15 protein-coding genes are annotated in these 14594 nt (G+C 40.3%); 1 reads left to right on the top strand and 14 read right to left on the bottom strand.

Going from position 1 to position 14594, the window contains the following annotated elements; all coding sequences use genetic code 11:
- Nucleotides 1-130: 130 nt before the first annotated feature.
- A complete protein-coding gene (locus DW059_RS01815; protein ID WP_117697199.1) occupies nucleotides 131-1237 on the top strand; it encodes a ribonuclease H-like domain-containing protein in 1107 nt (368 codons plus the stop codon).
- A gap of 169 nt (nucleotides 1238-1406) precedes the next feature.
- Here DW059_RS01815 and DW059_RS01810 read toward each other — a convergent pair whose 3' ends face one another.
- The 14 genes from DW059_RS01810 to DW059_RS16275 form a co-directional block, all read right to left on the bottom strand.
- Complete coding sequence (locus tag DW059_RS01810; RefSeq protein WP_117697197.1) at nucleotides 1407-2180, bottom strand: CheR family methyltransferase; 774 nt, start codon at nucleotides 2178-2180, stop codon at nucleotides 1407-1409.
- Nucleotides 2181-2200: 20 nt separating this feature from the next.
- Complete coding sequence (gene rpsA / locus DW059_RS01805; protein ID WP_117697195.1) at nucleotides 2201-3292, bottom strand: 30S ribosomal protein S1; 1092 nt, start codon at nucleotides 3290-3292, stop codon at nucleotides 2201-2203.
- On the bottom strand, nucleotides 3273-4151 hold the full coding sequence (gene ispH / locus DW059_RS01800) for a 4-hydroxy-3-methylbut-2-enyl diphosphate reductase (protein WP_022243735.1): 879 nt from the start codon (nucleotides 4149-4151) through the stop codon (nucleotides 3273-3275). The genes rpsA and ispH overlap by 20 nt, the downstream gene beginning before the upstream one ends.
- Before the next feature lies 1 nt (nucleotide 4152).
- Nucleotides 4153-4818 (bottom strand): (d)CMP kinase, encoded by a 666-nt coding sequence (gene cmk / locus DW059_RS01795; RefSeq protein ID WP_117697193.1) that lies wholly within the window; start codon nucleotides 4816-4818, stop codon nucleotides 4153-4155.
- A gap of 36 nt (nucleotides 4819-4854) precedes the next feature.
- Nucleotides 4855-6090 (bottom strand): NAD(P)/FAD-dependent oxidoreductase, encoded by a 1236-nt coding sequence (locus DW059_RS01790; RefSeq protein WP_117697191.1) that lies wholly within the window; start codon nucleotides 6088-6090, stop codon nucleotides 4855-4857.
- Nucleotides 6083-7012, bottom strand: coding sequence for a MurR/RpiR family transcriptional regulator (locus DW059_RS01785; RefSeq protein WP_022243732.1), 930 nt, complete (start codon nucleotides 7010-7012; stop codon nucleotides 6083-6085). The genes DW059_RS01790 and DW059_RS01785 overlap by 8 nt, the downstream gene beginning before the upstream one ends.
- Nucleotides 7013-7085: 73 nt before the next feature.
- Nucleotides 7086-7727 carry a PilZ domain-containing protein gene (locus DW059_RS01780; RefSeq protein WP_117697189.1) on the bottom strand — a complete coding sequence of 214 codons (642 nt, stop codon included), beginning with the start codon at nucleotides 7725-7727 and terminating at the stop codon, nucleotides 7086-7088.
- A gap of 240 nt (nucleotides 7728-7967) precedes the next feature.
- The gene (locus DW059_RS01775) at nucleotides 7968-9386 is read right to left on the bottom strand and encodes an oxaloacetate decarboxylase subunit alpha (protein WP_022243730.1); all 1419 of its coding nucleotides are present in this window, start codon (nucleotides 9384-9386) and stop codon (nucleotides 7968-7970) included.
- Between the two features lie 10 nt (nucleotides 9387-9396).
- Nucleotides 9397-10548: a sodium ion-translocating decarboxylase subunit beta gene (locus DW059_RS01770; protein ID WP_117697187.1), complete on the bottom strand. Its 1152-nt coding sequence runs from the start codon at nucleotides 10546-10548 to the stop codon at nucleotides 9397-9399.
- Between the two features lie 10 nt (nucleotides 10549-10558).
- Nucleotides 10559-10924, bottom strand: coding sequence for a biotin/lipoyl-containing protein (locus tag DW059_RS01765; RefSeq protein ID WP_022243728.1), 366 nt, complete (start codon nucleotides 10922-10924; stop codon nucleotides 10559-10561).
- Between the two features lie 28 nt (nucleotides 10925-10952).
- Nucleotides 10953-11687: an OadG family protein gene (locus tag DW059_RS01760; protein WP_117697185.1), complete on the bottom strand. Its 735-nt coding sequence runs from the start codon at nucleotides 11685-11687 to the stop codon at nucleotides 10953-10955.
- 13 nt (nucleotides 11688-11700) lie between these two features.
- Nucleotides 11701-13137, bottom strand: coding sequence for an acyl-CoA carboxylase subunit beta (locus DW059_RS01755; protein WP_117697184.1), 1437 nt, complete (start codon nucleotides 13135-13137; stop codon nucleotides 11701-11703).
- A 141-nt stretch (nucleotides 13138-13278) separates the two neighbouring features.
- Entirely contained in the window at nucleotides 13279-13758 is a 480-nt protein-coding gene (locus DW059_RS16280) for a hypothetical protein (RefSeq protein WP_242986055.1), read from the bottom strand.
- A complete protein-coding gene (locus tag DW059_RS16275; RefSeq protein ID WP_242986054.1) occupies nucleotides 13656-14540 on the bottom strand; it encodes a D-alanyl-D-alanine carboxypeptidase family protein in 885 nt (294 codons plus the stop codon). The genes DW059_RS16280 and DW059_RS16275 overlap by 103 nt, the downstream gene beginning before the upstream one ends.
- Nucleotides 14541-14594: the final 54 nt, after the last annotated feature.

Here is a 14594-nt window from a genome sequence, read left to right as displayed (position 1 = left end):
TATAACACAAATTAGTTTTTTTTGACACACTAAAAAGATTTTTTCTCAATATTTTTGTCGATTTTAAACAAGGAATGATTACTTTTTTCCCATACATCGTGTATAATAAAAAAATAACAGGAGGACAGATATGAAAACAATTGTACATGAAATTCCATATAGTCCGGCTTCGAATTTAGATGAGGAAATATTCACTGCTTCCTCTGTCTTTTTCGATATCGAAACTACCGGATTTTCCCCGGCTCATACCAGTCTTTATCTGATTGGATGTGCCTATCACATAGAACAGATGCTTTATATCAAACAGTTTTTTGCCGAAACACCGGAAGAAGAAAAAGAAGTACTTGAGCAGTTTCTTTTGCTATTAGACGGTTTTGATACAATTATCACTTTCAATGGAATCGGCTTTGATATTCCGTATCTGAAAGCAAAATGCAATACTTATGGATGTAACGAGCACTTTGCTGATTTTACTTATGTGGATATTTTCAAATCCATTTCCCAGATAAAGCATATTCTCCAGCTGCCAAATTACAAGCAGAAGACCATCGAAGCTTTTCTTGGTATTGGCAGGGATGACTTATATTCCGGCGGTGAATTGATTGAGATCTATCATTCGTATACCAAGGAACCACGTCCGGATAAATTGGAAATTCTTCTGCTCCACAACTACGAAGATGTTCTGGATATGCCTGCATTACTTCCCGTCTTATCCTATGTCCATCTGTTTTACGGACAGTATTTATCCTGCAGTGCTTCTGTTTCTGAATATACAGATTATAAGCAGCAGGAAAAGAAAGAACTGATTCTTTCTATTGAGCCGGAATTTCCATTTCCAAGGCATATTTCCTGCCGCATGGGTTCTGTTTATTTCTATGCAAAGGGCAAAAAATGCACCCTCTCCGTCCGTTTAGAAGAGGATGCCCTGAAATATTTCTTTCCAAATTATAAGGATTATTATTATCTTCCGGCTGAAGATACTGCAATGCACAAAAGTGTAGCATCATATGTCGATAAAGAACACCGCAGACAGGCTACCGCTGCCACCTGCTATACCCGGCATGAAGGAAGCTTTCTTCCACAGTACGAAGAGCTTATTTCTCCTTCTTTTAAACACGACTATAAGGAAAAAATATCTTACTTTGAACTTACGGAAAAATTTCTTTCATCTCCGGAGCTTATCAAAAGTTATGTAAATCACTTGTTAGACGCTATAAAAGCAAAAAAAATCAAGTGATACTCTTCCTGTACCGGCAGAAGCTGTCACTGGCAGTCTGTCGCCAGTGCTGTCAGCTCTTTACGGATGCACATCCTCGCGGAGCGTTTTTTACTTTACAGGAAAGCAATTTCCTGTAAAAAAAGACCTCTTTCCCAATTTTGAGAATGAGGTCTTTACTATGTCATTATTATTTCTGAAAGAAAAATGACTGATGTCTTTTTAAATTCAACTCACGATAATTCATAATCTGCTCTGTACTTCCGATAAATAACATTCCATCTTTTGCCAAAGAATCATAGAACTTGCGATAAATCTCGTCTTTTGCTTCTTCTGTAAAATAAATTACTACATTTCTGCAGACAATCAAATGACAACCTGATGGATATGAATCCCGCAAAAGATTATGTTCCCGAAATTCTACATGCTTTTTGATTTCATCGGAAATCTTATAGGATTTTCCTACCTGTGTAAAATACTTACGCTTCAAATCATCCGGTACAGATTCAATGCTCTTTTCGTTATAAAGTCCAACTCTTGCTTTCTCAAGTACCTGTTTATCAATATCAGTAGCAATTATATGTATCTGGTTCAGCGGAACATGCTTTGATAAAGCCATTACAAGAGAGTATGGCTCATCTCCGGTAGAACACGCTGCACTCCAGATTTTTAAATTGCTGCCAAACTGTTTTATAAGTGCCGGGAAAACCTCTTCGTCCAAAAACTTCCACTGTTCCGGGTTCCGGTAAAATTCTGAAACATTAATAGTCAGGAAATTAATAAACTGGTCAAACTTCTCTTTATCTGTATGAAGCAGATGTACATACTCATCATAGGACTGAGCCTTATTCTTTACCAAAAGGCTGTCAATCCTACGACGCATCTGTTTCTCTTTGTAAGCATTTAAGTCAATCGTGGTCATTGCATATATATCTTTTTTAAACTTTTCATAGCCTTCAAACATATATGCTACCTCCTACCTTATTATTCTTCTGTAGGAACTTCTTCTGTATCAGTTTCCTCTTCTGGCAGAAGTGCTTTCATGCTTAAGCTGATTTTCTTGTCTTCTTCATTAAAGTCAACTACTTTAGCTTCTACTTCCTGACCTACTTTTAATACATCAGAAGGTTTCTCAACATGCTCTCTAGAAATCTGGGATACATGAAGTAATGCATCTACACCAGGAGCTAATTCTACGAATGCACCAAAGTCTGTCATTCTTGCTACAACACCTGTTACCACATTACCTACTGCATATTTCTCTGCAGCATTATTCCAAGGATTCTCATCCTCAAATTTCATGCTCAGTGCAATCTTACTCTCATTGATATCTTTGATGAATACTTTTACAGTATCGCCAACTTTGAATACTTTCTTAGGACTTTCAACACGTCCCCAGGACATTTCAGAAATATGTAACAGTCCGTCTGCTCCACCAAGGTCGATGAATGCGCCAAAGTCTGTTACGTTCTTTACTGTACCTTCTACAACATCACCAACATGGATTCTCTCCATGAGTTCTTTCTGTTTTTCAGCTTTCTCTGCTACTAAAAGCTGTTTTCTGTCACCAATAATTCTTCTCTTTCTTGGGTTGAACTCAGTGATTACAAATGAAATTTCCTGTCCTTCATACTTAGATAAATCTTTCTCGTAAGTATCTGATACAAGGCTTGCAGGAATAAATACTCTTGCTTCATCAACTACAACACTTAATCCACCGGATAATACCTGTGTAACCTTTGCGGTAAGCACTTCCTGATTGTTGAATGCTTCCTCTAAACGCTTGCTTCCTTTTTCAGCAGCAAGACGTTTGTAAGTAAGAAGTACCTGTCCTTCTCCATCATTTACCTTTAAAACTTTGGCTTCCATAGTGTCACCTACGGATACAACGGTGGTCAGGTCTACATTTGCTTCGTTCGTATATTCATTACGTGTAATAATTCCGTCTGACTTATATCCAATATTAAGGATGATCTCATCTGGCTTAACACCGATAACGACGCCTTCGACTACCTCTCCATTTCTTATTGTTTTAAAAGATTCTTCCAACATTTGTTCAAAACTCATTTCTGACATTATTTTGAACCTCCTCAATAATTTTATTTGGGGTAGATGCCCCTGCGGTAATACCTACGTTATCAATGGTCCGAAGTACTGCCGGATCCAAATCATCTATGGTTTGTATATAGTAAGTATTTGCACATTCGTTTTTACATATTTCAAATAACTTCTGTGTGTTGGAACTGCTCTTCCCACCAACCACAATCATCGCTTCAACTTCTTTTGCCAAAGCCCTCGACTGGGTCTGCCGCTCTTCCGTTGCATTACAGATTGTATTTAAAACAATTATATCATAACCTTTTTTATTTATAATTTCAACTAATTCTTGAAATTTATTGTAGTTAAATGTCGTTTGTGATACGATACAAACCTTTTTTCCTGCTGAAACCCGGAAATTTTCTGCTGCTTCCCTCGTTCCAATTACCGTAATTTCCTCTTCATTTCCCCATCCACGGATTCCTTCTACCTCCGGATGGCTGGCATTTCCGATAATTACAACATGATAACCGGCATCTCCATATTCCCGTACATGACGATGTATCTTCTTTACAAAAGGACAGGTGGCATCCACGATATGGTAACCGGCATTTTCTAATGTCTGATATATTTTTTCGCCTACACCATGGGAACGGATGACGATGGTTCCTTTTTCTGATTCTTCTATTTCTGAAATATCATGGATTACGGTTACGCCCTTTGCCTCTAAATCCTTTACCACTTCTTCATTATGAATAATCGGTCCGTAAGTATAAATCGGGTCTTTTATTCCATCCTTTGTTTCATCGTTTGTTTCAAGCTGTGCATAAACCATATCTACTGCACGCTTTACGCCAAAGCAGAAACCTGCACTTTTTGCAACTCTGACATTTTTCATATTAACATTTTTCCCTATAAATATTTTTGATGGTTTCTACCACTTCTTCAATTCCCATATCCGAAGAATCTACAAGAATGGCATCTTCTGCCTGCTTTAATGGTGAAATCTCCCGATGCATATCCTGATAATCACGGTCCGCAATATCTTTTTTAATCACTTCCAAGTCACAGGCAGCACCTTTTTCCTGCAATTCCTGATATCTTCTCTCGGCTCTTGTTTCAACACTTGCAGTAAGATAAATCTTTACCTGGGCATTCGGCAGCACACAGGTTCCGATATCTCTTCCATCCATGATAACATCTTTATCTGCTGCAAGCTTCTGCTGTAATTCAACCAGTTTTTTGCGGACTTCCTTATAAACACTGGTGGCAGATGCCATTTTTCCAACTTCTTCTTTCCGGATTTCTTTGCTGACATTCTCACCGTTTAAAAGCACCTGCTGTTCTCCGTTCTCATAAGCAATAGATACTTCCACGGTTTTACAGGCATCTGAAATTGCTGCCTCATCTTCCTTTGCAATGTCATTTCTCATAAAATACAATGCCATACTCCGATACATGGCTCCTGTATCTACATATATAAAAGAAAGTTCCTTTGCAAGCTGTTTTGCTATAGTGCTTTTTCCGGCTCCTGCCGGTCCGTCGATTGCTATATTAAAGCTCATTTCTCATCCTCCGATTTTTCTGTTTTTTTATTCTCTTTATTCATTTCCAATGCTGCTTCCTGCCAGATATCCGGTAGACCAGGCAATCTGCAGATTAAAGCCGCCAGTAAATGCATCCAAATCCAATACCTCTCCGGCAAAATAAAGATGCTTTGTTAATTTTGATTCCATGGTCGATGGATTTACTTCTTTTACAGAAACACCGCCCTTTGTAATAATGGCTTCCGAAAAGCCCCGTAAACCAGTCAGTGTAACCGGGAACTTCTTTGTCAGTTCCACCAGGCGCTGCCGTTCCTCTTTGGTTACTTCATTGACACGCTTTTCTGCTGGAATCTTAGCAAGTCTTAAAATAATCGGCAGGAATTTGGACGGATATAATTTTTCAATTCCATGAATCACCTGCCGGTTCTTTGCCTCTTCAAAGTCCCTTAAAATTCTGTGATCTAACTGTTCTTCTGAAAGTGCGGGTTTCCAGTCAATGTATAATTGCAACGGCTGTTTTCTTACCGCATCATTTACCACGCTGCTGGCGCTTAACATCAGAGGTCCACTTACGCCAAAATGGGTAAATAACATTTCTCCAAAAGCTTCATACAAAAGCTTTTTGCCCTGATAAATGCTCGCCTTTACATTTTTCAACGATAGCCCCTGCAATTCTTTGACATATTCCTCTTCTGCGTTAAAAGGCACAAGGGATGGACTGCAGGTTTTTATGGTATGTCCGCAGGCTTCTGCGAAACGATAACCATCCCCGGTAGAACCGGTAGATGCATAAGAACAGCCGCCTGTTGCAATAACTACTGCATCTGCCGGCATTTTCTTTCCCTCTGCAGTAATTACTCCATGTACACAATTCTCCGATACCATAAGCTTTTCTACCGTTGTATGATACATAATCTTTACTTTATGTGCATCCAGGGAGCGTTTTAAGGCTGCAATGACATCCGATGAATGGTCTGATACCGGAAATACACGGTTTCCCCGTTCCACCTTTACCGGTGTTCCATTCTGTTCAAAGAAATCCATGACCCGGAAATTGTCATAAGAATAGATTGCGCTGTATAAGAACTTGGAATTCCTTGGAATGTTTGAAAATAGTTCTTCCGTATCACATGCATTGGTAAGGTTGCATCTTCCTTTTCCGGTAATGAATAATTTTTTCCCGATTTTCTCATTGCGTTCTAACAATACGACCTGATGTCCCTGCTCTGCCGCAGCAATTGCTGCAAAACAGCCCGCTGGTCCACCACCGATTACAAGTACCTTACTCATCTGCATCTCCTAATTTGGCATATCTCATTTTGATTTTATCATCAATATAATTAATTTCATCATTTTCATATACCTGATATTCATTCCAGATATCCTCCAGGGTCTCCAATGTCTTGGCAACCTCACCCTGCTTCTTCATACACAGAGCAACAATCAGTGCGTTGATAACACTAAGCGGTGCCACCAGAGAATCCACAATAGATGCCATATCACTTCTTGCAATCAGATTACAGGAAGAATATAAATTCATTGGGGAATGCACACTATCTGTTAATGTAATTACTTTTGCATTCCGGTTATTGGCAAATTCCATTGCCTTTAAGGTACGCATGGAATATCTTGGAAAACTGATTCCGATAATGACATCATCCTTACTGATTCGCACCATCTGTTCAAATAATTCACTGGAATTATTGGTCTGAAGCAATGTCACATTTTCAAACATCAGATTAAAGTAAAACGCCATAAAAGCTGCCAGTGGAGCGCAGCTTCGTATTCCAACAATATAAATATGTTTTGCTTTGATAATGGTATCTACTGCCAGTTCAAAAGCATGCTCATCAATATGTTCCAAGGTATCCTTAATTTTCTCCTGATCCGACTGCAATACCGTTTCTAATATATGCGACTGGCTGATTCTTCCATAAGTCACTTCCATACGCTGAATGGAGTTGAGCTTATTCCGAACCATCTCCTCTAAAGCCTTCTGAAATTCCGGATAACCCTTATAGCCTAAATGTGTAGCAAATCGTACTACAGTCGATTCGCTCACACCTACTACCTGTCCCATTTTTGCTGCCGTAAGAAATACAGCCTTATCATAATTATCCGTAATATAGGTTGCTAATATTTTCTGTCCTTTGCTTAAACTTCCATAACATTCGTTGATTCGACTGGTCAAATCATTGGTATTCCCATTCATAGTTCCTTCTTCTCGATTCTACAAAAAATTTGCATTTTTTATGTCGTTTTAACATTTTTTTGCAGGATTTTCGTCAGTTTCCATGTCGTCTGGCAATTTCCTGCTTCTGCTTGGAGGCGACATAAGTCCCCAAGTCGAGATTTGCCTGCTTTACCGTACATCCTACAATCACTTTCGTTTCATCTACCGGCTCCTGACGAACAGCAGTACCGGTTAACTGTACCTTAAGCCTGCTTGCTTTATCTTCAAACGTCAAATGAAACGGTCCCATGGAAAGATAATTCATATCCGGCACCCCCACAAATGACACTCCGGTAGCACTGATATCTTTCACAATCACAGAATGATTTGCTCTGGTACTGTCAATGGATAACGTTCCATCCAGTCCCAGATACTGGCGGTATGCCTGTCTGCGGTTCCATTTCATTCCATCACGCTTGCATACAATTGCATGATATTTTTCTTTTCCTGCCTGGACGGTCTGCATTCTGCACCCCTCCCATATCAGCGGTTTGATTCCATCTTCCATATAAATTACACTGATATGCACCTTATCTCCGGAAAAATTAATAATTTTTCCATCATAACGTATTGGCTCAATTAATAAAATGCCTTCTTTTCCAAAAGCAACTGTACTATCATATTCTGCTGAAGCATTCTCCACTTTCACCAGCACCTGCACCGGCTCCCCTGTCCCCAATTCATACAGTTTCATTGTCCTTCACCTTTTTCCTCTCCAAATACCGTGAAAGAACTGCCACAATATTTTCAAATGCTTTGCAATTAAAATTGTCTACCCCATGACAAATCATGACTTCATCATAGCAATCTTTTGTCCTCTTGTCCATAGAATTTTTATGTAATTCTGATATTCCATTATACCAATCAAAAGGAAAACAGCTACAGACATATTTGTCTGTAGCCGCTTCTTTACTGCTATAGATAGCAAGGTACCCTATACCGGATATGCTCCGTTCTTTGTATCTGCAATTGTTGTATCAACTTTCGTCTGCTGTGCCTGACGATATTTGAAGAACTCAGTAGCAACCTGTGGGAATAATGCATAAGATAATACATCTTCATCCTGCTGTTTGTACTGTTTCATTTCAGCTTCAATCTTATCTAATTCAGGCTCAAGTAAGTCTGCCGGACGGCAGGTAATTGCCTTATCTTTGTCAGCACCAAGAACCTTATCCACAACTTCCGGATTGAAAGGTTTTACAGTCTGACCATATTTTCCAAGAAGAATATCCTTGGTCTCTTTGGTAGCAACTTTGTAACGTTCTCCCATTAATACGTTAAATACAGCCTGTGTACCAACAATCTGGGAAGAAGGTGTAACAAGTGGTGGCTCACCAAGGTCTTTACGAACACGAGGTACTTCAGCCAGTACTTCTTCGTATTTATCTTCCTGTCCCTGCTCTTTTAACTGGGAAATCAGGTTGGATAACATTCCACCCGGTACCTGATATAATAAAGTCTTGATATTAACACCAAGTACCTTTGGATTCATCAGACCGCTGTCTAATGCTTCCTCACGCATTGGGCGGAAGTAATCAGCGATTTCAGCCAGTTTGTTCTGGTCAAGACCGGTATCATACTGTGTTCCCTTGAATGCTTCTACCATAACTTCGGTTGCAGGCTGGCTGGTTCCAAGTGCAAATGGTGACATTGCGGTATCGATAATGTCACATCCAGCTTCTACTGCTTTCATGTATGTCATGGAAGCAACACCGGAAGTATAATGTGTATGCAGTTCGATTGGAAGGCTGGTTGAAGATTTCAGAGCCTGAATCAGTTCGGTTGCTTTCTGAGGAACTAAAAGTCCTGCCATATCCTTAATACATAAGGAATCAGCACCCATGTCTTCTACTCTCTTTGCCATTTCCATCCAGTAATCCAAGGTGTAAGCATCTCCTAATGTATAGGATAATGCAACCTGAGCATGTCCTTTTTCTTTGTTACATGCTGTTACTGCTGTCTGAAGGTTACGAACATCATTTAAGCAGTCAAAAATACGGATAATATCAATTCCGTTTGCAATAGATTTCTGTACGAAATACTCAACCACATCATCTGCATATGGACGATATCCTAAGATATTCTGTCCACGGAACAGCATCTGAAGTTTAGTTTTCTTAAATCCATCTCTTAATTTACGAAGTCTCTCCCATGGATCTTCCTTTAAGAAACGAAGGCAGGCATCAAATGTTGCTCCACCCCAGCACTCTACTGCATAATATCCAACTTCATCCATTTTCGGGATAATTGGAAGCATCTGTTCTGTTGTCATTCTGGTTGCAATCAGAGACTGATGTGCATCACGAAGAACAGTTTCTGTAATTTTTAAAGGTTTTTTCATTTCTTCTGACATTTCTATCCTCCTATATACCAAAGATTGCCATAAATACACCGGCAGCTACTGCTGTACCGATAACACCGGCAACGTTTGGTCCCATTGCATGCATAAGTAAAAAGTTTGTCGGGTCTTCTTCTGCACCGACCTTCTGCGATACACGCGCAGCCATAGGCACGGCGGAAACTCCGGCAGAACCAATCAACGGATTAATTTTTCCTTTGGTAATCCAGCAAAGCAGTTTTCCAAAGAGGACTCCGGCTGCAGTACCAAACATAAATGCAATCAGTCCAAGAGCAACAATCTTAAGTGTGCTGAAATTTAAGAATGCTTCTGCACTGGTAGATGCACCAACGGAAGTACCCAGAAGAATAACTACGATATACATCAAAGCATTGGATGCTGTATCTGTAAGCTGTCTGACTACACCAGACTCACGGAAGAGGTTACCAAGCATAAGCATACCAACCAACGGAGCAGTTGTCGGAAGAATCAGACATACAATTGTAGTAACTACGATAGGGAACAAAATCTTCTCCAGTTTGGATACCGGACGAAGGTTCTCCATCTTGATTGCACGTTCTTTCTTTGTTGTAAACAGTTTCATAATTGGCGGCTGAATAATCGGAACCAGAGACATATAAGAATATGCTGCCACCGCAATCGGTCCCATCAATGCAGCCTGTCCTAATTTACCGGCAAGGAAGATAGAGGTCGGACCATCTGCTCCACCGATAATAGATACGGCTGCTGCTCCCTTGTCATTGAATCCCATCAGAATTGCAAGCAGGTAAGCTCCGAAAATACCGAACTGTGCTGCTGCTCCTAAAAGGAAGCTGATTGGGTTTGCAATCAAAGGGCCAAAGTCTGTCATCGCACCAACTCCAAGGAAAATCAGAGAAGGTAAGATTGACCACTCATCCAGAGTATAGAAATAATAAAGTAAACCACCGACACCATTGCTGGTCTCTTCCGGACTTGCAATAATGTCCGGATAAATATTAACCAGAAGCATACCAAATGCAATCGGAACCAGAAGAAGAGGTTCATAACCTTTCTTGATTGCCAGATATAAGAATACGCAGGCAATTACAATCATAAGGTAGTTACCCCAGGTCAGGTTAAAGAATGCAGTCTGATGCAGGAGGTTACTCATTGTGTCTCCAACATAACTTAACATAATTTTCCTCCTAGTTGTTCATTGTAGCAAGTAATGCTCCTGCTTCTACGCTGTCACCAACTGCAACTTCGATGCTTGCAACTGTTCCGTCTTCCGGTGCAACAACAGGAGTCTCCATTTTCATAATTTCAAGAATCAGAACTGCATCACCTTTCTTTACTGCTGTTCCAGGCTGAGCCTCAATCTTGAATACTTTTCCGGCTGCTCCGGCTTCAATCTTAATGCTTCCTGCTCCGGCTGCTGCCTTAGGTGCTGCTGCTTTTGCTGCAGGAGCTGCTGCTGCCTTTCTTGGTGCAGCTACAGGTGCAGATGCTCCGTTCTCTTCTACGGTAACATCATAAACATTTCCATTTACTGTAATTGTATAGTTTTTCATCTTTATATCCTCCTAATTATTCTTCAAACTATCTTCTCTTAATGGAACGTACTACAAATCCATCTGTAGAACTTCCTGTTGCTGCCGCAATTGCAGCAGAGATAACTGCAACAAGTTCCAAATCATCCTGAACCAGCTCTTCTTTCTGAGCAATCTGTTCTACTACTTTATCTTCTTTTGCAGCAGTTGCATCAGCCGCATTCTTTTTCTTATTCTGTAAATAAGGAATAATGCGGAATGCATAAATAATAATACTGATTAAAATTAAGATTACAAATACGGTACCCATGCCCATAAGTGTATTCATTCCGGCTTTGCCCATTTTCTCGCCAAGTGAATATACCTTGTCAAATGTCATACTGGTAAGTTCCGGTGTGTCTGTAGTTGTATCAAATACAACAGTAAAACTCAAATCACGGTTGGTATAATTCAATGTCTGTTCCATTACCATTGTCTTATTTGACTCTGTCATGGTAAAGTCACCAAATCCCTGGAAATCTCCTTCGTCAGCAACAGCTTCTTTCCAACTGCTATAGAAGTTGTAGTTTACTGCATCGCTCTTCTCTGAAATGGAAGAAAGAGCATTATCAATATCAGCTTCTGACACAGTAGTTATCTGCTGTACTGTCTGTTGTACTGTATCCTTCCACTGGTCATAGGTGCCTCCATTGAATGTTATTGAAGTCTGATCTGTCTTACCACAGGCCGTAACAGAAAATGCAAGCAGACAAACACATACAAGCATCCACAATTTTTTCTTCATAAGATTCACCTTTCTATTTTGTTCCATGTTTCTTATATGGAGTATCCATACGTTTTGTAAACAGCATTTCAAAAGCTGCTACAAGATATTTTCTGGTATCAGCAGGCTCAATAATCAAGTCTACATATCCTCTCTTAGCTGCAGTTACAACGTTAGACTGTAATGCCTCATATTCTTTTGCTTTCTCAGCAAGCTTGTCCGCATCAGCGTCTGCATACATAATCTCTGCTGCAAGACGTGCATCCATCATACCGGTCTTAACATCCGGCCATGCGTATACAAGGTCAGCACCGATTGCTTTGGAGTTCATCATTACTGCTGCACTTCCGTAAGCATTACCGGTAAGCAGGCTAACCTTAGGAACGGTAGCATTTGCAAATGCATATGTAAGTTTAGCCAGAGCTTTTGCAAGTCTTCTTTCGCTGCATTTTGTTGCTGTAAATCCAGCCACATTGGTAAGAGATAATACAGGAATATCAAATGCATCACAGAACTGGATGAATTCAGAAGCTTTTTCACAGCCTTTTGCACAAAGTGCTGCATCATGCTCTGCGACTTTCTTTCCTTCTTCATCATATTCTTCTGTGCAGTTAGCAACAGCACCGACAGTCAGTCCGTTTAACTGGATGAATCCGGTTACCATGCTCTTTGCATAATCCTTCTTTGTCTCTAAGAAATTGTGATTATCAGAAATCTCGCTTAATACGAAACGAGGATCGCCTTTCATGGTATCTACATTTTCGCATGCACGGTTCAAATCATCTTCACAGTCTTCCATATAACCATTCTCTGTATTATCTGCCGGAAGCATGCAGACCAGTTCACGAATCTGTGCAAAGATTTCTTCTTCAGAACCTGCCATATCAATGACGCCGGTCTCTGTGCTCTGGAAATCTGCAGAAGAAGTATCACATTTTCCAACGTAATTTCCTTCGATTGCGTTTGGTGCATTTACAAACATTTTGGCTTTATCAGCTTCCATATATGCAAAATCACATAATCCAGGTACTACGGTAAGTCCGCCGCCACAGTTGCCAAATACAGCACAAATCTGTGGAATTACTCCGGATGCCATAACCTGTTTTTCATAAATCATTCCTAATGCATTCAAAGCATCTACTGATTCCTGAAGACGAACTCCGGCACAATCCAAAAGTCCGATTACCGGTGCACCCATCTTCATCGCCCTGTCATAAACAGCTGCAATTTTCTTTGCATGCATCTCGCCAATTGTTCCATTTAATACGGAAGAATCCTGACTGTAGACAAATACCAGATTACCATCAATCAGACCATGTCCGGTAATGACACCATCTGATGGCGTAGCTTCATCTGCCAGATTAAAATCCGTATTTCTTGCGGTTACCAGAGAACCGATTTCCATAAAGCTGTTTTCATCCAGCAAACGGCAAATTCTCTGTTCTGCTAAGTTATTACTTCTGTTGCTCATCTCTTAGTCCTCCATCTATTTTAGAAAAAATAAAATTTTTCGCTAGGGTAATTGTAGTACATTGACCAAAACTTTTCAATAGCAAATTGTTAATTTTTTCACAGATTTTACATATCGCATTTTATGGCTGATTTTCTGACTTTATAAAGAAAAAAGGTCAACCATTCTGAGGCAGCTGTAGCGGTAATCCCATGCCGGAACACTGTCTTTTAAGACAAGTTCTTCCTCTCTCACCACCTGCCCGTTCAGTATATACTTAAGGGTTCCAACAGTAGTTCCTGCTTCCACCGGAGCCTCAAGTCTCTGCTTTCTCTCCAATTTAAATTCAATGGATTCATCCTTACGAAGCAGTATATTTTCTATCTGTTTTTCCTCTGTCCTGTTCTGAACCTCTGTCATCTTAATTCTGCTACAGTCTTCTGTCTTTGCCCCACTTATCTCAAGGGGACATTCTGCTTCCTTGGGGATTTCCAACTCCAGAAGATTTACCTTTTCAAAAGAATCGATTCCATACTGCATCAGCTGTTTTGTATCTGCCCATTTATAGTTCTTATTGTTTGGCCAGCCGCAGCCCAAAAGTGCCACCACATAGGTACGGTCATCCCGCCGCAATGCTCCCACATAACAGTATCCGGCATTGCCCGTAAACCGGTTTTACCACTGATTGCTCCGTCCATTATCGTAAGGAAACGGTTGTGATTATTGCAGCTGTAGTTTCGTGTTCCTTCTATATTAGAAAAGGAATAGGACGGTGTCTGCGTAATTTCAAGAAAAGTCTCTTTCATGGGAGACTCATTGATGCAATAGCTCATAATCCGGGCAAGGTCGGCTGCTGTCGTTCCATGGAATCCGTTTTCATCTTCCTTATCCAGTCCGTTTGGCGTAATGAAATAGGTATCCATGCAGCCAAGCTCCGCCGCCTTCTCATTCATCAAGCCAGCAAATGCCTCCACACTTCCTGCCACATGTTCCGCAATTGCCACTGCCGAATCATTGTGGGATTCTAACATCAGAGAGAAACAAAGGTCTTTTAATAAAAACTGTTCCCCACTTGCTCCATTCAGCTGCACATCCGGCTGGGAGGCTGCATAATCAGAAAATGTAACCACGTTATTTAAATCTGCATGCTCTAAGGTTACAATCAATGTCATAATCTTTGTCGTACTGGCATTTGCCCGGCGCACATCCTCTTCTTTTCCAAACAAAATACGCCCTGAATCCGCATCCATTAAGCATGCAGACAGCGCGTACAAATTCTTTGGTTCTTCGATTTCTATTTCATTTTCTTCCTGCGTTTCATCCGGATTATCCTGTGGCAGCAGTTCTGCCGGAATATGATTGGAACTAAAAAATATAAAAAGCAGAGATAATGCTGTCATTTTCTTCCACCGTCTCTTTTTCATGACCGCTCCGAAATACATTTTCTCTGCATTCTATTCATTTCTTTCTATGATTAT

Origin of the sequence: Roseburia sp. AF42-8 (genome assembly GCF_003435965.1) — a bacterium.
GTDB classification, from domain to species: domain Bacteria; phylum Bacillota; class Clostridia; order Lachnospirales; family Lachnospiraceae; genus Roseburia_C; species Roseburia_C amylophila.
Note: the sequence above shows the minus strand (reverse complement) of the source record. Positions and strands in the feature narration are given on the sequence as shown.